Genomic DNA, 21073 nt, shown 5'->3' with positions numbered 1-21073 from the left:
CCGTGCTGATCAAGCGAACAAACCAGCATTCCCTGCGCCATGGTTCCGTTGCCGAGTCCCTCGCGGGGCAGGCGGGCGGCCTCGACCGCCGCAGCTTCTTGCGCAAATCCGGTGTTGCCGGCGGCGCGCTCGCCGCGCTCGGCACGCTGCAGGTCGGCGGCGTGCGCAAAGCGGAAGCAGCGACGGCCGGTCCGCTCACCGCAGGTGCGACCGTGCGCAAGAGCATCTGCACGCATTGCTCGGTCGGGTGCACTGTCACCGCCGAGGTCTTGAACGGGGTATGGATCGGCCAGGAGCCGAGTTGGGATTCGCCGATCAATCGCGGCTCGCACTGCGCCAAGGGCGCCTCCGTGCGCGAGCTCGTGCACAGCGAGCGGCGGCTGCGCTATCCGATGAAGCTGGTGGGTGGTCAGTGGACCCGCGTATCCTGGGATACCGCGATCAACGAGATCGGAGACAAGCTTCAGGATGTGCGCGAGAAGTCGGGCCCCGATGCCGTCTACTGGCTTGGCTCGGCCAAGATGACCAATGAAGGCGCCTACCTGTTCCGCAAGCTCGGCGCATTCTGGGGAACCAACAACACCGATCACCAGGCCCGCATCTGCCATTCGACCACCGTCACCGGCGTCGCCAACACCTGGGGCTACGGCGCGATGACCAACAGCTACAATGACATCCGCAATGCGAAGACGCAGATGATCTTGGGCGGCAATCCGGCGGAGGCGCATCCGGTGTCGCTGCAGCACCTGCTCGAGGGAAAGGAGCTGCAAAAGGCCAACTTCATCGTCATCGACCCGCGCCTGACGCGCACCGCCGCGCACGCGACCGAATATGTGCGGATGCGGCCGGGCACCGACATCCCCATACTCTACGGCATGATGTGGCACATCCTCCAGAACGGCTGGGAGGACAAGGAGTTCATCCGGCAGCGGGTCTACGGATTCGACGACCTCAAGAAGGAGGTCGAGAAGTGGACTCCGGAAGAAGTCGAGCGCGTCACCGGCATTCCCGGCGAGCAGCTCAAGCGCGTCGCCAAGATGTTCGCCACCGAGAAGCCGGCGACGCTGATCTGGGCCATGGGCCAGACCCAGAAGACCGTCGGCACCGCCAACGTGCGCGCCAGCTGCATCCTGCTGCTCATGACCGGCAATGTCGGCGGACAGGGCAAGGGAGCCAACATCTTCCGCGGCCACGACAACGTGCAGGGCGCGACCGACGTCGGGCTCGATATCGTAACGCTGCCGTTCTACTACGGCCTCGCCGAGGGCGCTTGGAAGCATTGGTCGCGGGTATGGGAAGTCGACTATGACTTCCTGAAGTCGCGCTTCGATTCCAAGCAGATCATGGAAACGCCGGGCATCCCGCTGACCCGCTGGTTCGAAGCGGCAACGCTGCCGAAGGATCAGCTCGCGCAGAAGGACAATGTCAGGGCGGTGTTCGTGCAGGGACACGCCTCCAACAGCATCACCCGTATCCCCGAATCCCTCAATGGCCTGAAGGCGCTCGAACTGCTCGTCATCGCCGACCCGCATCCGACGACCTGGGCCTCGCTGGCGGTCGAAGCGGGGCGCAAGGATGGCGTCTACATTCTGCCGGTCGCCACGCAATTCGAGTGCAAGGGCTCGCGCGTCGCCTCCAATCGCTCGCTGCAGTGGGGCGAGCAGATCGTGAAGCCGATCTTCGAGTCGAAGGATGATCTCGAAATCATCTATCTGATGGCGAAGAAGCTCGGCGTCGCTGACCAGATGTTCAAGAAGATCAAGGTCGAGAATAATCTCCCTGAAGCAGAGGATGTGCTGCGCGAGATGAACCGCGGCAGCTGGTCGACCGGATATTGCGGGCAATCGCCCGAGCGCCTCAAGGCGCACATGAAGAACCAGGCCAAGTTCGACATGCTGACGATGCGCGCGCCGAAGGACGATCCCGAGGTCGGCGGCGACTATTACGGCCTGCCCTGGCCGTGCTGGGGATCGCCGGAGGTCAAGCATCCCGGCACGCCGCTGCTCTACAATACCAATCTGCACGTGATGGATGGTGGCGGCACGTTCCGGCCGCGGTTCGGCATCGAGCGCGAGGAAAAGTTGCCGGACGGCACGACGCGCAAGGTGAGCCTGCTCGCGGATGGCTCGTACTCGCTGGGGTCGGGCATCCAGGACGGCTATCCGGAATTCACGCTCGCGAGCCTGAAGAAGCTCGGCTGGGACTCCGAGCTGACCGAAGCGGAAATGGCCGTGATCAACAAGGTCAACCCCGCCACGCCTGACGCGGTGTCGTGGGCGCTCGACCTGTCGGGCGGCATCCAGCGCGTCGCGCTGGCGCATGGCTGCGTTCCCTATGGCAACGGCAAGGCGCGCATGCATGCGTTCGGCCTGCCCGATCCCATCCCGGTTCACCGCGAGCCGATCTACACGCCGCGCGTCGATCTCGTTGCCAAATACCCGACGCTGCCCGATGCCAAGCAATTCCGGATGCCCAATATCGGCTTCTCCGTACAGAAGGCGGCGGTCGAGAAGGGAATCGCAAAGCAGTTCCCGCTCATCCTGTCGTCCGGCCGCCTGGTGGAATATGAGGGCGGCGGCGAGGAGACCCGGACCAACCCGTGGCTCGCCGAATTGCAGCAGGACATGTTCATCGAGATCAACCCTGCCGACGCCGCCGAGCGCGGTGTCAAGGATGGCGGCTGGGTCTGGGTCACGGGCGCCGAGAGCAATTCCCGGGCAAGGATGAAGGCGCTCGTCACCGAGCGCGTCGGCAAGGGAGTTGCCTGGATGCCCTTCCACTTCGGCGGCTGGCTAGGGGGCAAGGACCTCCGCGGCAACTACCCGAAAGGCACCGACCCGATCGTGCTCGGCGAAAGCGCGAACACGATCACCACCTACGGATACGATCCCGCGACGAACATGCAGGAAACCAAGGTCACTCTCTGCCAGATCGCGGCGGCATAAGGAGCAACGACGATGGCACGTATGAAGTTTCTCTGCGACGCCGACCGTTGCATCGAGTGCAACGCCTGCGTCACGGCGTGCAAGAACGAGCACGAGGTCCCCTGGGGCATCAACCGCCGCAGGGTCGTCACCATCGCCGATGGCAAGCCGGGCGAACGATCGGTCTCGATGGCCTGCATGCACTGCACGGATGCGCCGTGCGCGGCAGTGTGCCCGGTGAACTGTTTCTATACCACCGCCGATGGCGTGGTCCTGCACTCCAAGGATCTCTGCATCGGCTGCGGTTATTGCTTCTACGCTTGTCCGTTCGGCGCGCCGCAATATCCGAAGGTAGGCAATTTCGGCTCGCGCGGAAAAATGGACAAATGTACCTACTGCGCCGGCGGTCCCGAGGCCGACGGCAGCAAGGAGGAATACGAAAAATACGGCGCGAACCGCCTCGCCGAGGGCAAGCTGCCGCTGTGTGCCGAGATGTGCTCGACCAAGTCGCTGCTTGCCGGCGACGGCGAGATCATCGCCCAGATCTACAAGGAGCGCGTGTTGAAGCGCGGCTATGGCTCGGGCGCATGGGGCTGGAAGACTGCCTATCGCGAGACAATCGAATCCTGAAGGCGCCGCGCGCCGGGACACAATGCCGGGAGGAGCAGATGTCCTCATTTGCAAGGTTCATTCGACCAGCCATCGGCGCGTGGGCGTTGCTTCTGTTGGTCATGGCAGCTCCGGTAGCGTCGCCGGCCCAGCAGATCAATCCGACGGCGAGCTCCGTCAATGAGCAGAAGTTGCTGCAGGAGATGGACCGGATCCAGGGACGCGTCAGCATCCCCGACCAGCGCTCCGGCGTGCTGATGCAACCTGCCGGCCGCGAATGGCGTGAATTCCGCAACGTTGCGCTGCGGTGGATCGGCGGCGTCGCTATACTCGGCATGCTGGCGGTGCTGGTCATCTTCTATTTGACGCGCGGCATGGTCCGACTCGAAAGCGGGCGATCCGGCCGCACCATCGTGCGGTTCAACACCTTCGAGCGTTTCGTGCACTGGATGACCGCGACCTGCTTCGTCATCCTGGCGATCTCGGGATTGAACGTCACGTTCGGCCGGCCGCTGCTGCTTCCGCTGATTGGATTTGAGGCCTTCTCGGAATGGTCGCAATGGGCGAAATTCGCGCACAATTACCTGAGCTTTCCCTTCACGATTGGCGTCGTGCTGATCTTTCTGATGTGGATCGCCGGCAACATCCCAAGCAAGCTCGATCTCGAGTGGATCAAGCGCGGAGGCGGCCTGATCGGTCACGATCATCCGCCGGCTCGCCGTTTCAACGCGGGTCAAAAGGGGATCTACTGGATCGTCGTGATCGGCGGGGGCCTCGTGGCGGCAACGGGCTACGTGCTGATGTTCCCGTTCTACCTGACGGGGATCGAGGGCATGCAGATGGCCCAGATCGTTCACTCCGTCGTGGCCGTGCTGTTCATCGCCGCGATGCTCGCCCACATCTACATCGGCACGATCGGGATGGAAGGTGCCTTCGAGGCGATGGGGTCAGGCGAGGTGGACGTCAACTGGGCGCGCGAGCACCATAGCCTGTGGCTCGACCAGGAGTTGGGACGGACCGGCCCGAACGATTCTCAGCCGCAGCCTCGCCATGCTGCGTCCGCAGCCGAATAGAGCTGATGGGAGTATTGCCTGAAGCATGATCCGGAAAAGTGCGAAGCGCTCTTCCGGAAAGATCATGACCCAAAGCACGACGACGATTCATCCAAATCTCATCGCGCTTTACAGCCGGACGCCCGTCGTCGAGAAGGCCTCTGCAACGGGGAGCTGTACGCTGTCGAGCACGGCAACTCCAGCCATCGCGATGACGATCGTCGCAATACAGGCAAGGATGAAAGCCTTCATCGGGATCCTCCTCGCGCGCATTATACAGGACCTCGGGCCACGGACAAAGGCCGCGGATCGTGCAAGGGGATGCGGACCGCCAGCCCGGGCCCGCGTCCGTTCATCCATGGCACAGCTGGCAGTCTATCCTTGTCGCCGGAGGAACCCGCTGATCGTGACCGTCTCCCAGATGCCGGCGGCTGCGAAGGGATCGGCGCGGTTAAAGGCCTGGACTTCCGCACGCGTGGGGGCCTCGACCAGGAACAGGCTGCCGATCATGGTCGCGCCGTCGTCGGAGACGAGTGGCCCCGACATCACGATCTTGATGCCGAAACGCGAGGTATCGCTCAGGAAGGCCTTGTGGGCCTCGTAATTGGCGAGCCGGGTTTGCAACGCGCCGGTGCGGTCGAGGGCGTGAATGGCGAACAGCATGGTGTCTCCATCTTCTTGCTTTGGCTCTTGGAACGGCCGCGAGGGGCGGCCGTCCGGATTTGTCGTGACCTGTTGATCTACTTGGCGCCGAGCTTGCCGGCTTCCTCGAAGGTCGGGCAGGTCCGCTGCTCCAGCGGGACGTCGAACGGCCCAAAATTGTCCTTGGTGATGACGGTCGGCTTCAGCACGAGCTCACCGATGACGGGTTGATTGCGCAAGGCGCGCACGGCCATCATGGTGCCGAGGCAGCCTTGAGCAAATCCGTTGTAGTCGCCGCTGGCGAGCAGCTTGCCGGACTTGATCGCGTCGATCGCCTCCTTGGTGCCGTTGATGCCGATCACCTGTGCCTTGCGGTTGGCGCCGTCGAGCGCCTCGATCGCGCCGATCGCCATGGCGTCATTTGCCGCTAACACGCCGTCGATCTGCGAATTCGACTGCATCAGGTTCTCCATCACCTGAAGTGCCTGGAGCCGCTGATAGTTGCCGGGCTGCGAAGCCAGCAGCTTGGCGCCGGGAGCTTCCTTCAGCGCGTCATTGAACCCGCGTACGCGATCGACATTGGTCAGCGAGCCCTTGACGCCCTCGATGATGACGATGTTGCCCTTGCCGCCGAGCGTCTTCAGCAGGAAGCGCGCGGTCTCGAGCCCGAGGCTGTAATCGTCGGCGCCGACGAAGGAGAGGAATTTCCCGCCGGCGGAGCGGTCGGTGATGTTGACGACCGGGATCTTGGCCTCGTTGATCTTCTCGACGCCGGGCACCATCGCCTTGTAGTCGACCGGCGTGAACACGATCGCGCTCGGCTTCTTCACCACGACGTCCTCGATCTGGCTGAGCTGCTCGGGAATCGAGTCCGGCTTCGTCGGAATGTATTGCAGCGTCTTCGCATTCAGCGACTTCGCCATGTTGTCGGCGCCGACCCGCACCGTCTGGAAGAACGGGTTGGTCTGGTTCTTCGTGAAGACCGCGATGGTTTCGCCGTCAGCGCGCACCTCGGTGGTGAATGCAGCCGCCATCAGCAGCGGTAGCGCCAGATAGTCCAGTCTCGATTTCATATTGCCTCCATCCCTGATTTTGCTTGTTGGATTTCAAGAACTCATTGTGCGCGGCGGCGGGTCTTCATGTCGAGCCAGACCGCGAGAATGACGATGATGCCTGTCACCAGCGGTTGCCAATTGGCGCTGACCGACAAGAGGTTCATGCCGTTGAGCACCAGCGTCAGGATCAGCGCGCCGATGAAGGTGCCGAACACGGTACCGACGCCGCCGAACAGCGAGGTGCCGCCGATCAGCACGGCCGCGATCGCGGGCAGCGTCAGGCTTTCGCCGATGTCGGCCTCGGCCGAATTGAGCCGCGACAGGAAGATGATCGAGGCGAGCCCCGCCATGGTGCCGGAGACCGCGTAGACCAGCAGCAGGCGGCGCGCGACCGGAATGCCGGAGAGACGGGCCGCAACCGGATTGGCGCCGATCGCATAGATCTCCTGGCCCCAGATCGTCCGTTGCGCGAACAGCGTCCCGATCCCGAGGAACACCAGCAGCAGATAGACCGGGATCGGCAGGCCGAACAGATAGCCGCTTCCGATCTGGCGGAAGCCTGTGGGGAAACCGTGCAGGGTCTCGCCCGCCATGTACCAGTAGGTGAGGCCGTTCAGCACCCAGAGCATGCCATAGGTGGCGATGAAGGAGGGGATGCGCAGCGCGGTGACCATGATGCCGTTGAGAAGTCCGACGATGCCGCCGCAGGCGAGCCCGGTGAGGATGCCGAGTGCCGGCGAGCCGGTCTTGTGGATCACGGTGCCGGCGATGCAGGCCGACAGCGCGACGTTGGCGCCGACGGAGAGATCGAGGCCGGCAGTCAGCACCACCAGCGTCAGGCCGGAGGCGATGAAGAAGGTCAGGCTCGCCTGCCTCAGCACATTGAGGATGTTGCCGAGGCTGAGGAAGGAATCGCTGAGCACGGCGAGCACCGCACAGATCAAGAGCGCCGCGAGCAGGCGATAGAACAGCTGGATCGCATCCTGCGACAGGAACGAGCGGGGCGGCATCATCGCCTCTTTGCTGATGTCGGTCATGCGCGGCTCCTGAGACCGTCGAGGAACAGGGCAACGATGACGAGGACGCCGACGCTTGCGACCTGCACCGAGGACGGCAGCGAGATCAGGTTCAGCCCGTTGCGCAGCACGCCGACGGAGAGAACGCCGAGAAGCGTGCCGAGCAGCCAGCCATTGCCGCGCTCGAACGAGGTGCCGCCGACCGCAACGGCGGCGATGGCATCGAATTCCAGGCCAAGGCCGGCGGTCGGATGGCCGGAATTCATTCGCGCAGTCATCAGCAGGCCGGCGATGCCGGCCATGGCGCCGCCGAGCGCATAGACCGCGATCAGCAGCCGGTTCGGCGAGAGACCGGCGTAGCGCAGCGCCTCGCGGTTACCCCCGAGTGCGAAAATGTAGGTGCCGAAGCGGGTGTGATAGAGCAGGCCGTGGAACGCCGCATAAGTCACGAGCGCCATCACGATCGGCACGGGCACGCCGAGCAGCGTCGCCGAATAGATGTCGCGCACGCTGTGGGGAATGCCGACCACGCTCTGGCCGTCGCTGACGATCAGCGACAGGCCCTGCGCCATGCCGAGCGTGCCGAGCGTCGCGACGAAGGGCGGGATGCCGAGAATCGCAACGAGCCAGCCGTTGGCGACGCCGAACGCGGCGCCGACGAGGAGGCCGGCGCCAAGGCCGAGCAGCATCGACTTGGTCGCGAGCGAGACGATGGCAACGCAGAGCGAGGTCAGCGTCAGCACCGCGCCCATCGACAAATCGAGACCTTCGGTCATGATGATCAGGGTCATCGGCAGCGCGAGCATGGTCAGGATGGTCGACTGCACCAGCACGTTGGAGAGGTTGGCGACCGACAGGAAACCGGGCGCGATGGCGCTGAACAGCGCAATCAGCAGCACCAGCACGATGGCAACGCCGGGAATGCGCTGCAGTGGATTGGGTTGTGAAACGACCGCGGCTTCACGCATGATGCATCCCCAGTCGCACGATGTTCTCCTCGGTCAATTCGTTGCGTGTCAGGTGCCCGGCGATGCGGCCCTCGCGCATCACATAGGCGCGGTCGCAGACATGGCAGATCTCGACCTGCTCGGACGAGATCATCAGTGCCGCCGCGCCTTCCGCGACCAACCGGTCGATCAGCGCAAAAATCTCGGACTTGGCACCGATGTCGATGCCCCGTGTCGGCTCGTCGAAAATGAAGAGTTTTGAGCCGGCTGCCAGCCATTTTCCGATCACAACCTTCTGCTGGTTGCCGCCCGAGAGCAGGCCGACGGTCTGTCGCGCGCTCGGCGTTGCGATGCGGAGCTGACGGATCAAGCCATCGGAGGTGCGTTGTGCAGTGCGCTGATCGAACAGGCCGCTCGGAAAAAGCTTCTTGAGTGCGGATACGACCAGATTATCGCCAACCGACCGGAGCAGCGCGAGGCCTTCGCTCTTGCGGCTCTCCGGGATCAGCGCGATACCGCGGCGGGCGGCGAGATCCGGCTCGCCGGAAATGCTCTTGCCGTCGAAGATGATCTCGCCCGAGGTCACGGGATCGGCGCCGAAGATGGCGCGCGCGACCTCGCTGCGGCCCGAGCCGACCAGGCCGCACAGGCCGACGATCTCGCCACGGCGCACCTCGATGTTGATGTCCGAGATGCCGGTGGGAGCGGAGAGGCCCTTGACCTCCAGCAGCAGCTCGCCTGGCTTGTCGGCAAAGTTGCGCGGATAGGTCATGTCGACATTGCGGCCGACCATCATGCGCACGAGCTGGTCCGGCGTGACGTCGGCGGGCCGGACGCCGTCGATGCGGCGGCCATCGCGCAGCACGGTGATGCGGTCGCCGAGCGCGAACACCTCGGCCATCCGGTGCGAGATGTAGACGATGGAGACCCCATCGGCCTTCAGCCGCGCGATCAGTGCGAACAGCAGCTCGGTCTCGCGGTCGGACAGCGCGGCGGTCGGCTCGTCCATGACGAGGATGCGGGCGTTCTGGCTGATGGCCTTCGCGATCTCGACCATCTGCTGCTGCGCTACCCCTAACTTTTCGACGGTGGTGGAGGGATCGATGTCGAAGCCGATCGTGTCGAGCACGCGCTTCGCATCGGCCAATATTTTGCGGCGGTCGATGGTGCCGGGGATGCGGCCCTTCGGCTCGCGGCCGAGGAAGATGTTCTGGGCGATGTCGAGGTAGGGGACCAACGAGAATTCCTGGAAGATCACGGCAATGCCGAGCTTCTGCGCATCGGCGGTGGATGAGATCGCGACCTTCTCGCCGTTGTGATAGAACTCCCCGGCATCGGAGCGATAGGCGCCGCACAGCACTTTCATCAGGCTCGACTTGCCGGCGCCGTTCTCACCCAGCAGCATGTGGACTTCGCCGGGGTAGACGGCAAAGGACACGTCATCCAGCGCCTTGACGCCGGGAAACTCCTTGCTGATGCCGCGCAGCTCCAGCAGCGGGGTGGGCGAGGTGACCTCGATCGGGAGCGCGTCGCTCATGCCATCTCACTCATGTCTTGGCTCCGCCAGAAAAGATCTTTCCCGGATTCATGAGGCCGTTCGGATCGAGCGCCGTCTTGATCGATCGCATCACGTCCACGGCCTCGCCGAGCTCATCGGTGAGATAATCGATCTTGCCGAGCCCGATGCCGTGCTCGCCGGTGCAGGTGCCGTCCATGGCGATGGCACGGGCGACCATGCGGGCCTGAAGCATCTTGGCGCCGTCCGCCTCCTCGGGCTTTGCCGGGTCGATCAGGATCAGCATATGAAAGTTGCCGTCACCGACATGACCCACGATCGGCGCGGTGAAGCCGTGCTCGTCCGCATCGCGCCGCGTCTCGATCAGGCATTCCGCGAGCCGCGAGATCGGCACGCAGACGTCGGTGATGACGGCGCGCGCGCCGGGCCGCAGGCCGAGGCCGGCATAGAGCGTGTTGTCGCGGGCGTGCCAGAGCCGGCTGCGGTCTTCCTGTGCCTTCGCCCAGGCAAAGCCATGGCCGCCATGATCGGCGGCAATCGCCTGCGCGGCCTCGGCCTGCTCTGCGACGGAGGTTTCCGAGCCATGGAACTCAAAGAACAGAGTGGGTGCCTCGCGGTAGCCAAGCCTGGCGTAGGCGTTGATGCCGCGCATCATGACGTCGTCGAGCAGCTCGACGCGAGCCACCGGGATCGCGGACTGGATCACGGAGATCGCGGTGTCGACGGCATCGTGCAGCGTGTCGAAGCTGCAAACCGCGGCCGAGATCGCCTGCGGCACGGGATGCACCTTCAGCGTGATCTCGGTGATGACACCGAGCGTGCCTTCCGCACCGACGAACAGGCGTGTCAGGTCATAACCGGCGGCCGACTTCCGTGCGCGCTTCGCGGTTCGGATCACGCGGCCGTCCGCCAGCACCACCTCCAGCGCCATGACATTGTCCTTCATGGTGCCGTAGCGCACGGCCATGGTGCCGGAGGCCCTGGTCGACGTCATGCCGCCAATCGAGGCGTCGGCGCCGGGATCGATCGGGAAGAACAGGCCGGTATTGCGCAGCTCGGCATTGAGTTGCTTGCGGGTGATGCCGGGCTGCACGACGACGTCCATGTCGCTGTCGTGCACGCTGAGCACCTTGTTCATGCGCGCGAAGTCGAAGCAGACGCCGCCTTCGATCGCGGCCGCATTACCTTCGAGCGAGGTTCCGGCGCCGAACGGGACGATCGGCATGCCCGCGCTTGCACACAGCTTCACGATCTCGGCGACCTCCTGCGTGGTTTCAGGGAAGACGACGATGTCGGGCGGCAAGGTCCGATAATGCGACTCGCTCTGCCCATGCTGATCGAGCACGCCGCGCGCAACGCTTGCGCGCGGGCCGATCATGCCGGTGAGGCGATCGGCCAATATGCTCGTGCTGACCCGCGGTCCCATCCTTGCTCCCTGTCTGCCCCGATCGCGAACTCTTGCCGGTCCGCTGCGTTGTCGTTCGGCTTAGGCGGCTCTCGCGGCGCTCGCAACCTGCTTCAAGCCGAAATCATAGTTGAGATGAAAATAGTCACTGTCCACCATGCGACCATCCGGCGCACGGCCGGCCGGCTGACGGACGAATTCGCGGACCAGGCTGTCCTTGACCCCGAACACCACGTCACTATCGAGATACTGATCGCCGGCAACGAACACGTGCGTGACGAGCTGCTCGAAGCCGGGCGCCGAGATCAGGAAATGCACATGCGCCGGCCGCCACGGGTGGCGGCCCTGCGCCTCCAGCATCTCGCCGACCGGCCCGTCATGCGGGATCGGGTAGGCGGCCGGCTTGATCGACCAGAAATGGAAGCGGCCGTTGGCGTCGGTGTGGAAGCGCGCGCGCATCGCTAGATCGCCAATGTCGTCGAGCTGCTGCACGTCGTAATAGCCGTGGTCGTCGGAATGCCAGACATCGACGGTCGCGCCCACGAGCGGCTTGCCGTCGACGCTCGAGACCGAGCCGGTGACCAGCATCGGATCGCCTTCCATCGGACCGGAGATATCGGCGCCGCTATCCTTCTCCGGCGCGGCCTGGACGAAGAACGGGCCGAGCACGGTCGTCTCGGTCGCGCCCTCCGGCACCGGATGGTTGATCGCGTCGACCAGCATGGAGACGCCGAGCGTGTCGGACAGCAGGATGAACTCCTGGCGCTTGTCGTCGCACATGTGCCCGGTGCGGGTCAGGAAGTCGATGCCATATTCCCATTCCTTCTGGGTCGGGCGCACTTCGCGGACGAAGGCGTGCAAGTGCCGAACCAGCGCCTCGCTGACCTGCTTGATGCGTGGATCGGTCGCGCCCGCGATCCGCTCCAGCACCGCGTCCGTGATCGTGTTCTCGTTGAAGTTACGCATGAGTGTCTCCGTTGATCACGGCTTCGGCTCGCCGAGGCCCGACAACCGTTCCAGATGCTTGACGGTGGCGATGAAGTCGGTGTCGCCGTCGCCCTGCGCGACCAGCGCGCCATAGGTCTCGCGCACCTGTGCGGCGAGCTGCAGCGGCACGCCGACCGCGTGGCCGGCACCCAGGATCAGGTCGAGGTCCTTGGCCATCTGCTTGCAGGAAAAGGTCGACTCGAAATCGCGGGTGCGCAGCGGCGCGGTCTTGTACTTCACCATCGGCGAGGCAACCGCGCTGTCGTCGAGCACCTTCAGGATGTCCTCCCAGGCAATGCCGCCCTTGCGCGCGAGCGCCAGGCTCTCCGCCATCATCGCTGCCGACACCGCGATCATCAGGTTGACCGAGAGCTTTGCGTAGCGCGCTTCCTCGGCGGGGCCGAGATAGGTCTGGGCGCGGGTGAAGGCGGCGATTAGCGGCCTTGCGCTTTCGAAGGCGTCCTTCGGCCCCGAGACGAAGCAGGTCAGCGCGCCGGTATGAACGATGCTGGCATTGCCGGAGACCGGCGAGCGAAGATAGGCAACGCCGCGCGCCTGCGCGGCGGCCGCAACTTCGGTCGAGGCCTCGACGCTCACGGTGCTGGTTTCGATCAAGACAGATCCAGCAGCCATCGCCGCAATAAGGCCTGTGGGGCCGAGCAATGCGCCGCGCAGCGCGGCGTCGTCGGGCAGAGAGGTGATGACGGCGGCCTTGCCGCTCACGGCATCAGTGGGCGAGGTTGCGATCGCAATGCCTTGCGTGCGTGCCTCGGTGATGCGCGTGGGGCTCTGGTCGAACGCGGTGACGGCGTAGCCGGCCTTGGCAATGAGCAAGGACATCGGCAGACCCATCTTGCCGATCCCGATGAAAGCAACAGTCTTCGAAGCATCTGTCATTTGTTTTTGTCCGTTGGCCTTCAGGCGGCGCGTCCCTGTCGTTCGATGTCCTGAACGAGTCGCTGGCCGGATTGCGCCAGCAGTTCCTTCTTCGCCTCCAGCCCCTCGACGAGCAGCCGGCCGTTCCGTTTCTTCCAGGCGCCGCCGATCATGACGGACTCGATATTGGCGAGACTCGTCTGCATCACCACGGTCGCGACGGGATCGTGCACCGGACAGAGATCGAGATCGGAGGCGTTGATGATGACGAGGTCGGCGAGCTTGCCCGGCGTCAGCGAACCAATTTGATGCTCGCGGCCGAGCATGCGGGCGCCTTCGGTCGTGATCCAGCGCAGCGCCTCGCGCACGGGGATCGTGGTCGTCGCCGGAATGGTGCCGCTCACTTTGCGCGCCTCCGCATTGTCGAGCGCTCGCTGCATCGACAGCGCAACGCGGGCGGCGGAGAAAAGGTCGCCGGCCAGCACGGATTCGAGGTCAATGCCGATGGTCGGCCGCACCCCACGCTCCAAGAGGCGCCCGGTGATCGGAAAGCCGTGGCCCTGGATCATCTCGTTCTCGGGCGTCACTGAGAAGGACACGCCGAGATCGATGAGACGATCGAGCAGATCGTCAGGCAGGTCATTGCCATGCACGATGTTGATGCCGGGGCCGACGAGGCCGGCCTCGATCAGCTTCTCCCAGCCGCCCGGCGTCTTGGCCGGACCGCCGCCCTGATGCATCGATGCAATCAGGTTGAGTTCCCGCGCCAGGCGGAAATCGTGCATGGCGACGTCGAGGCTCGAATAATGCGGGCCGAGAATGGCGAGCCCGAGCGTGACGAGGCCCTCGCGGTCGGCGAGGGGGCCAGCCAAAAGCCGCTCGACCTCGCGGCGCGGATGCGGCACTTCCGAGAAATGCGGCTCACCCGGCTTCGGCTCCGGTTTGGGCGAGCCATGGAAGAACGCAGCGCGGATGCCGCTCTCGATCAGGCCGCGGACGGCGGCGTCAGTGTGTGCAGGCGTCGGATTGTTGTGACACCAGTCGACCAGCGTGGTGACGCCGTGGTTGATCTGGTTCAATGCGCCGACCAGCGTCGCGATATGGATGTCGTCGGGCCGGAACGCCGTCGCGAGCCCGGCATGCATGCGGCGGAAATATTCCAGCAGCGTCCAGTTCGCGGCAAAGCCGCGCAAGCCGGTCTGCCAGGTGTGCATATGCGCATTGATCAGGCCGGGGATGACGATGCGGCCCCTGCCGTCGACGATCTCGGTGTGGGCCGCAACGTCGATCGATGGCCCCAAGCCGGCGATGCGGCTGCCCTCGACCAGCACGTCGCCGGTGCCGAGGTCGCCGATCGCGTCATCCATGCTGATGACGGTGGCCGATTTGATCAGCGTGCGCCGCATCGTTTCAAGCCGCTGTTTTGACCGCGCCCGGCGGCTGGCCGGCCCAGGCGCGTGCGATCAGGTCGCGGATGGCGTCGCGCTCCAGCGGGCGCGGATTCCAGTAGGCGTCGGTGACGGCAAGATCGGCCGCCTTGTCGATGCCGCTTTCGGGCATGCCGACATCGCGCAGCGCCAGCTTTGCACCCAGCCGCCTGGCGAGATCATAAAGTCCTTGCGAAGCATCGGCCGCACCGGTTGCGCGGGAGATACGCGACATCGCATCGGGGACAGCCGGCGCGTTGTAGGCCAGCGCATGCGGCAGCACGATCGTGTGCGTCTCGGCGTGCGGCAGATCAAAAGTGCCGCCGAGCGTATGGCAGAGCTTGTGATGCAGCGCCATGCCGACGGTGCCGAGGCAGACGCCGCACAGCCAGGCGCCATAGAGCGCCTCGGTGCGGGCCTCGCGGTCGTCGCTTTTGGCGGCGATGGCGGGCAGGGCACGCGCCAGCGCGCGGATGCCTTCTTCCGCCATCAGCGACGTCACGGGATTGAAATCGCGCGCGTAAAGCGCCTCCACGGCATGCGCGATCGCATTGATGCCCGATGTCGCAGCCAGGCTTGCCGGCAGCGTCAGGGTGAGGTCGACATCGTAGATCACGGTCTCCGGCAGGATCGCCGCGTCGCGCACCGTGGTCTTCAGGCCGTTCTCGGTCTGGCCGACGATCGGCGTCATCTCCGAGCCGGCATAGGTGGTGGGAATGCAGAGCTGGTTGATGCCGGTGCGCAGCGCGAGCGCCTTGCCGAGACCGGTGGTCGAGCCGCCGCCGAGCGAGACGACACAGTCGGCCTCGCACGCCTTCATCGCGGCGAGCGCGCGCTCCGTGACCTCGACCGGGGTATGCATGGTGGCGCCGGGAAAGATGCCGGCGTAGAGCGGGCCGAGCGCCGCCCCCAGGCTCTTGCCTTGAGCCTCCTGCTGCGGCGTCGTCAGCACCAGCGCGCGCTTGCCGCCGAGCCGCTCGACCTCGGCCTTGGCGCTGGCCAGCGTTCCGCTGCCGAACACGACGCGGCACGGCAGGTTTTCAAAGGTGAACGAACCGATCATGCGCCGGTCTCTTTGATGGGATAATCGACCTGGAAGCGTCCGATCCGCAAGTCGCCAAGCGCCTCGCGCACGCGCAAATGTTCAGGGTGATTGGCATAGGCGCTGAGCGCCGCCTGGTCGGTGAACTCGGAGAACAGAACCACGTCGCAGGCGTAGTCGACAGCGCTGACGTCCATGCCGACCTCGATATGGGTGAGGCCGTCGATCCGGCCCTTGAGGCCCTCGAACAGGGACTTGACCTTGATCCGGGCGGCGGACCGCTCCTCTGGGGTCTCCCCGCGCAGCCGCCACATCACGATGTGCCTGATCGGGCCCGACATTTCCTGATTTCCTCGCCTGCATTGTGCTTTGTTGAAGCCATTTTGCCTTGCAGAAATCGGAAATAAAGGTCAAAATTTGTAAGTCTCTTTTCCTGTTTTCGAAAAAATGGACCGGCTGCTCCAACTCGAAGTCTTCTCCAAAACAGCCGAGCTCGGCAGCCTGTCCAAGGCCGCCGAAATGCTGCGGATGTCGAACGCGGCCGCCAGCCGCCATCTCAGTGCGCTGGAGGAGCGCCTTGCGGTGCGGCTGATCGAGCGCAACACGCGCCGACAATGGCTGACCGAGGCAGGGCAGGAGCTTTTGCAGCGCTGCAGCACGCTGCTGAACGAGCTCGCCGAGGCAGAAGACGCCGTCTCCGATCGCGCCTTGTCGCCGAAGGGCATGCTGCGCGTGACGAGCTCGCTCTCCTTCGCGATGATCTATCTCGCGCCGATGCTGCCCGCCTTCCGCGCGCTCTATCCTGATCTCGGCGTGCAGATCATCAGTGCGAACCGCTATCTGGACTTCATCGAAGCCGGCATCGACGTCGCGATCCGCACGCGCGAGCACGAGCCGGATTCCAACATCGTCGTGCGCCGCATCGGCCAGATGCACCGTGTTCTCGCGGCTGCCCCCTCATATCTGGAGAAGCACGGCCTGCCGGAGCACCCTGCCGATCTCGCCCGCCACAACATGCTGATCTACAACCTTGCCAACGATCCCTATTCGCTGCGGCTAAGCAAGGGCAACACGACGCAGACCGTCCGGATCGCGCCCACGCTCGACAGCAATGACGGCCAGATCATCTGCGGCGCGGCGCGCGCGGGGCTCGGCATCCTGATCCAGCCGCTCTACATTGTGCAGAGCGACATCGCGGCCGGCCGGCTGGTGCCCGTCCTGAGGGGCTGGGAGCTGCCGCTGCTCACCATGAACATCGCCTACCAGAACCGCGTTCGGCTGCCCGCCAAGATCAGGGTCTTTTCCGATTTCCTCGTCACCCACATCCGCGAGCATTCGGAGCCGGGGATATGGATCGACGCGGCCAAGTGAGCGGGGCGCATTCATGTATGTCGGAGTCGATCTCGGCACCTCGGCGGTCAAGACCGTTCTCGTCGACGATGCCCAGCGTGTGATTGCAAGCGAGAGTCGGCCGCTCGCGACCGCCTCGCCGCAATCGGGCTATTCCGAGCAGGACCCCGCGCAGTGGATCGATGCGACCTTTGCCACGCTGGACGCCCTCAAGGCGTCGCATGGAAAAGAGCTGGCGGCGGTCGTAGGCATCGGACTGTCCGGCCAGATGCATGGCGCCACTCTGCTCGATGCGAGCTCGAGACCCTTGCGGCCCTGCATCCTCTGGAACGACGGCCGCTCTGCCGCCGAGTGCCGTATCCTGGAGCAGCGCTGGCCCGCCCTGCGCGCGACGACTGGCAACAAGGCGATGGCTGGATTCACCGCGCCAAAACTGCTCTGGATCGCGACGCACGAGCCTGACATCTTTGCGGCGACGAAACTCGTCCTGCTGCCAAAAGCCTATTTGCGCCTGGTGCTGTCAGGCGAGGCCATCGAAGATGTCTCGGACGCATCGGGATCGCTGTGGCTCGACGCCGCGCGCCGGGACTGGTCGGACGCGGCCCTGGCGGCGACCGGTCTGTCGCGCGATCACATGCCGCGTCTGGTCGAAGGATGCGCGCCGGCAACGACGCTGCGCAGCGAACTCGCGCGGCGTTGGGGCATGGCCAGACCGCCGATCATCGCGGGCGGGGCCGGCGACAATCCGGCCGGCGCCGTCGGCATCGGCGCGATCGAGCCGGGAACCGCATTCGTGTCGCTGGGCACCTCGGGTGCCTTGCTGGCGCCGACCAACAGAATAGCCGCCAATCCCGGTCGCGTCGTGCACACGTTTTGTCACGCCGTTCCCGGCATGTGGATTCAGGCCGGCGCGATCCTCTCGGCCGCCTCCTGCCTCGCCTGGGCCGCGCGACTGTTCGGCGTCACCGAGGCCGAGTTGCTGGCGCCGCTTGGAGCTCGCCCGCTGGCGCCGTCGCCGGTGAGCTTCCTGCCGTATCTCGCGGGCGAGCGGACGCCCCACGATGATCCCGCCATACGCGGCATTCTCGATGGTTTGAGCCACGGCACCGATCGCGGTGCGATCGTGCAGGCGGTGCTCGAGGGCGTTGCGTTCGCGCTCGCCGATTGCCGCGACGCGCTCGCGGATGCCGGCATTCCGATTGCGGAAGCCGATGTCATTGGCGGCGGTTCAAGGTCTTCATTCTGGCTTGCGGTGCTGGCCAATGTATTGAATATTCCGAGCCATCGTTTCGCCGGAGGCGAGACCGGCGCGGCGTTCGGTGCGGCAAGATTGGGGCGGCTTGCTGTCACGGGTGAGGCGATCGCGGCCGTGTGCACGCGGCCTCGGCGCGTGGAGACGTTTGAACCCGACGCTCGGCTGGTCGATGCCTATGCCGAGCGGCTTCCGGCCTGGCGTGAACTGTATCGGCCGCGCCATTAGTTTCGCCTTAAAGCTGCATTCCCGTCTGTTCGGTATTGCCCTGGCTTGCGGCCTTTTGTTTAATGCGTGAACCGCGCGGACAATAATCGAGACGCGGGAAGGAAACGCATTGTGCGCCGGGAGGCACGATGAACGATCCGATCCTCGAGATGCGCGGGGTGTCAAAGACCTTCTTCGGGATCAAGGCGCTGCGTGCCGTCGATCTCACCGTCTATGCCGGCGAAATTCATGCCCTGATGGGGGAGAACGGCGCCGGCAAGTCGACGCTGATGAAGATCCTGTCCGGCGCCTACCGGCCCGATCCCGGCGGCGAGATCCGCATCGAAGGAAACCCGGTTCGGATCGAAGGTCCGCTCGGCGGTCGCGCCGCCGGCATCTCCATCATCTATCAGGAACTGTCGCTGGCGCCCAATCTCAGTGTTGCCGAGAACATCTATTTGGGACGGGAGATGTCGCGCGCAGGCTTGCTGGCCCGCGGCGAGATGCGTGACGGCGTCGGGCCGATCCTGAAGCGGCTGGGAGCGGACTTCCTGCCGTCGACGCTGGTGGCGCACCTGTCCATGGGCCAGCGGCAGCTGGTCGAGATCGCCCGGGCGCTGCACGCCCGATCAAAAATCCTGATCATGGATGAGCCGACCACCTCGTTGTCGGCTGCCGAAAGCGAGCGGCTGTTCGCGCTGATCCGCCAGCTACGCGCCGAGGGGCTTGCGATCATCTACATCTCGCACCGCATGGACGAGGTCTACGCGCTTGGCGACCGTGTCACCGTGCTGCGCGACGGCCGGCTGGTCGGCTCGCTCGACAAGCCTGAGATCCGCGCCGACACCATCGTCCGCCTGATGGTCGGGCGTGACGTCTCCTCGTTCTACAAGAAGGATCACGATCCGGAGGCGGGACGGGGACATCCCGTGCTCGCCGCGATCGACATGGCCGACGGCCAGCGCGTCAAGGGTTGCTCGCTCACCGTGCATGCGGGCGAGGTGGTCGGGCTTGCCGGCCTGATCGGCGCCGGCCGCACCGAGCTTGCGCATCTCATCATCGGCGCGGCGTCGAAAACCTCCGGCCGGCTCGAGCTGGAGGGAGGCCCGGTCGAGATCCGCACGCCGGGCGAGGCGCTCGATGCCGGGATCGCCTATCTGACCGAGGACAGGAAGGCGCTTGGCCTGTTTCTCGACATGTCGTGCCTCGACAACATCAATCTCGCCGTACTCGGACGCGATGCGAAGCTCGGCTGGGTGCTGGATCGCGACAAGGCGCGTGAGCGCGCCGACCGGGCCTTCGCAGGCCTCAGCATCCGCGCCGCCAATGTCGGCGTTCCCGCCGGAGGCCTGTCCGGCGGCAACCAGCAGAAGGTGCTGCTGTCGCGGCTGCTTGCCATTGCCCCGAAGGTGCTGATCCTCGACGAGCCCACGCGCGGCGTCGACGTCGGTGCCAAGTCCGAAATCTATTCGATCATCGACAATCTCGCCAAGGCCGGCACCGCGATTCTCGTCATCTCGTCCGATCTGCCCGAGATCATCGGCATCTGCGACCGCGTCGTGGTCATGCGTAGCGGGCACATCGCCGGCGAGGTCAGGCGAACCGCGACGGCGCCGTTGAACCAGGAAGACATCATGGCGCTTGCCACGGGGATGGAGCATCTCGATGCCTGACAATGCTGCTTCGGAGGCCAAGCCCGCCCCGACGACGACCAACGGCGCTGCCGCAGAGACAAGGCGCCAGCGGATGCGGATGCTGATCAGCGCACTCGGCATGCTGCCGGTGCTGCTGATCCTCTGCATCGGCTTCCACGTGCTGTCCGAGGGCCGCTTCTTCACCGGACAAAATCTCGGCATCGTGCTGCAGCAGGCCGCGGTGAACACGGTGCTAGCCGCAGGCATGACCTTCGTCATCCTCACCGGCGGCATTGACCTGTCGGTCGGCTCGATCCTGGCGGCCTCCGCGATGGTCGGGTTGACACTCTCCAAGATGCCGGAACTCGGGTTGCTGTGGCTGCCGGCTGCGCTGCTCACGGGCCTCGGCTTCGGTATCGTCAATGGCGCGCTGATTGCCCTGCTCCGACTGCCGCCCTTCATCGTCACGCTCGGCTCGCTCACCGCCGTGCGCGGCCTGGCGCGACTGCTCGGCGCCGACACCACCGTGTTCAATCCCTCCATTCCCTATGCCTTCATCGGCAACGGCTCGCTGACGCTCGTTCCCGGCGTCGCGTCGATCCCGTGGCTCTCGGTGATCGCCCTGCTCGTCATCCTCGTCTCGTGGCTGGTGCTGCGCCGGACCGTGCTCGGCGTGCACATCTACGCGGTGGGCGGCAACGAGAGCGCGGCGCGGCTCGCCGGCATCAAGGTCTGGGCGGTGCTGATCTTCGTCTACGGTGTCTCCGGCCTTTTCGCCGGGCTCGGCGGCGCCATGCAGGCGGCGCGGCTCTATGCGGCCAATGGCCTGCAGCTCGGTCAGTCCTATGAGCTCGATGCGATCACCGCCGTGATCCTCGGCGGCACCTCCTTCGTCGGCGGCATCGGCTCGATCTGGGGCACGCTGGTCGGCGCGCTGATCATTGCCGTGCTGTCGAACGGGCTCATCCTCATCGGTGTCTCCGACATCTGGCAATATGTGATCAAGGGCCTGGTGATCATCGGCGCCGTGGCGCTGGACCGGTACCGGTTGCAGGGCTCTGCCAGAACCTGAAGGTTCGGTGCGCACCCGAGGGACGATGCCTTGATGCGAGATTCCGTTGCGGCAACTGGT

19 protein-coding genes are annotated in these 21073 nt (G+C 65.0%); 7 read left to right on the top strand and 12 right to left on the bottom strand.

All coding sequences use genetic code 11. The features are described 5' to 3' along the window. Positions 1–2 precede the first annotated feature (2 nt). From ACRQ5Q_RS35525 to ACRQ5Q_RS35515, 3 genes are read left to right on the top strand one after another with little or no spacing between them, the layout of a single operon-like run. On the top strand, positions 3–2945 hold the full coding sequence (locus ACRQ5Q_RS35525; protein ID WP_439394563.1) for a formate dehydrogenase subunit alpha: 2943 nt from the start codon (positions 3–5) through the stop codon (positions 2943–2945). Between the two features lie 12 nt (positions 2946–2957). Then, a complete protein-coding gene (fdh3B, locus tag ACRQ5Q_RS35520; protein ID WP_011088224.1) occupies positions 2958–3554 on the top strand; it encodes a formate dehydrogenase FDH3 subunit beta in 597 nt (198 codons plus the stop codon). 38 nt (positions 3555–3592) lie between these two features. Continuing rightward, positions 3593–4606, top strand: coding sequence for a formate dehydrogenase subunit gamma (locus ACRQ5Q_RS35515; RefSeq protein WP_439370262.1), 1014 nt, complete (start codon positions 3593–3595; stop codon positions 4604–4606). Positions 4607–4714: 108 nt separating this feature from the next. On the opposite strand, the gene ACRQ5Q_RS35510 is transcribed toward ACRQ5Q_RS35515, so the two are convergent. The 12 genes from ACRQ5Q_RS35510 to ACRQ5Q_RS35455 form a co-directional block, all read right to left on the bottom strand. Next, positions 4715–4837 (bottom strand): hypothetical protein, encoded by a 123-nt coding sequence (locus ACRQ5Q_RS35510; RefSeq protein ID WP_439370261.1) that lies wholly within the window; start codon positions 4835–4837, stop codon positions 4715–4717. A gap of 123 nt (positions 4838–4960) precedes the next feature. Next, entirely contained in the window at positions 4961–5248 is a 288-nt protein-coding gene (locus ACRQ5Q_RS35505; protein ID WP_439370260.1) for a YciI family protein, read from the bottom strand. A 77-nt stretch (positions 5249–5325) separates the two neighbouring features. Next, positions 5326–6300, bottom strand: coding sequence for a sugar ABC transporter substrate-binding protein (locus ACRQ5Q_RS35500; protein WP_439394561.1), 975 nt, complete (start codon positions 6298–6300; stop codon positions 5326–5328). Between the two features lie 41 nt (positions 6301–6341). After that, positions 6342–7319, bottom strand: coding sequence for an ABC transporter permease (locus ACRQ5Q_RS35495; protein ID WP_439370258.1), 978 nt, complete (start codon positions 7317–7319; stop codon positions 6342–6344). Further along, positions 7316–8266, bottom strand: coding sequence for an ABC transporter permease (locus ACRQ5Q_RS35490; protein WP_439370257.1), 951 nt, complete (start codon positions 8264–8266; stop codon positions 7316–7318). Before ACRQ5Q_RS35490 ends, ACRQ5Q_RS35495 begins: the two co-directional genes overlap by 4 nt. Beyond that, positions 8259–9782, bottom strand: a complete 1524-nt coding sequence (locus ACRQ5Q_RS35485) for a sugar ABC transporter ATP-binding protein (protein ID WP_439370256.1) — start codon at positions 9780–9782, stop codon at positions 8259–8261. The genes ACRQ5Q_RS35490 and ACRQ5Q_RS35485 overlap by 8 nt, the downstream gene beginning before the upstream one ends. Before the next feature lie 10 nt (positions 9783–9792). Beyond that, positions 9793–11187: an FAD-linked oxidase C-terminal domain-containing protein gene (locus ACRQ5Q_RS35480; protein ID WP_439394559.1), complete on the bottom strand. Its 1395-nt coding sequence runs from the start codon at positions 11185–11187 to the stop codon at positions 9793–9795. A 60-nt stretch (positions 11188–11247) separates the two neighbouring features. Further along, positions 11248–12132, bottom strand: coding sequence for an intradiol ring-cleavage dioxygenase (locus ACRQ5Q_RS35475; RefSeq protein ID WP_439370254.1), 885 nt, complete (start codon positions 12130–12132; stop codon positions 11248–11250). A 15-nt stretch (positions 12133–12147) separates the two neighbouring features. Then, positions 12148–13050, bottom strand: a complete 903-nt coding sequence (locus ACRQ5Q_RS35470) for an NAD(P)-dependent oxidoreductase (protein WP_439394557.1) — start codon at positions 13048–13050, stop codon at positions 12148–12150. A 20-nt stretch (positions 13051–13070) separates the two neighbouring features. Then, complete coding sequence (locus tag ACRQ5Q_RS35465; protein ID WP_439394555.1) at positions 13071–14435, bottom strand: amidohydrolase family protein; 1365 nt, start codon at positions 14433–14435, stop codon at positions 13071–13073. A gap of 4 nt (positions 14436–14439) precedes the next feature. Beyond that, on the bottom strand, positions 14440–15519 hold the full coding sequence (locus tag ACRQ5Q_RS35460; protein ID WP_439370251.1) for a maleylacetate reductase: 1080 nt from the start codon (positions 15517–15519) through the stop codon (positions 14440–14442). Continuing rightward, positions 15516–15839, bottom strand: a complete 324-nt coding sequence (locus ACRQ5Q_RS35455) for a Dabb family protein (RefSeq protein ID WP_439370250.1) — start codon at positions 15837–15839, stop codon at positions 15516–15518. Before ACRQ5Q_RS35455 ends, ACRQ5Q_RS35460 begins: the two co-directional genes overlap by 4 nt. 106 nt (positions 15840–15945) lie before the next feature. Here ACRQ5Q_RS35455 and ACRQ5Q_RS35450 point away from each other — a divergent pair, with 106 nt between their 5' ends. The 4 genes from ACRQ5Q_RS35450 (at position 15946) to ACRQ5Q_RS35435 (ending at position 21013) form a co-directional block, all read left to right on the top strand. Further along, entirely contained in the window at positions 15946–16869 is a 924-nt protein-coding gene (locus ACRQ5Q_RS35450; RefSeq protein ID WP_439370249.1) for a LysR family transcriptional regulator, read from the top strand. A 13-nt stretch (positions 16870–16882) separates the two neighbouring features. Further along, entirely contained in the window at positions 16883–18328 is a 1446-nt protein-coding gene (gene xylB, locus ACRQ5Q_RS35445) for a xylulokinase (protein ID WP_439394553.1), read from the top strand. 128 nt (positions 18329–18456) lie between these two features. Then, positions 18457–19980 carry a sugar ABC transporter ATP-binding protein gene (locus tag ACRQ5Q_RS35440; protein ID WP_439394551.1) on the top strand — a complete coding sequence of 508 codons (1524 nt, stop codon included), beginning with the start codon at positions 18457–18459 and terminating at the stop codon, positions 19978–19980. Then, the gene (locus tag ACRQ5Q_RS35435) at positions 19973–21013 is read left to right on the top strand and encodes an ABC transporter permease subunit (RefSeq protein WP_439394549.1); all 1041 of its coding nucleotides are present in this window, start codon (positions 19973–19975) and stop codon (positions 21011–21013) included. Before ACRQ5Q_RS35440 ends, ACRQ5Q_RS35435 begins: the two co-directional genes overlap by 8 nt. Positions 21014–21073 lie beyond the last annotated feature (60 nt).

The organism is Bradyrhizobium sp. PMVTL-01, from assembly GCF_051861855.1.
Taxonomy (GTDB): domain Bacteria; phylum Pseudomonadota; class Alphaproteobacteria; order Rhizobiales; family Xanthobacteraceae; genus Bradyrhizobium.
This window is presented reverse-complemented; position numbering and strand designations above follow the sequence as displayed.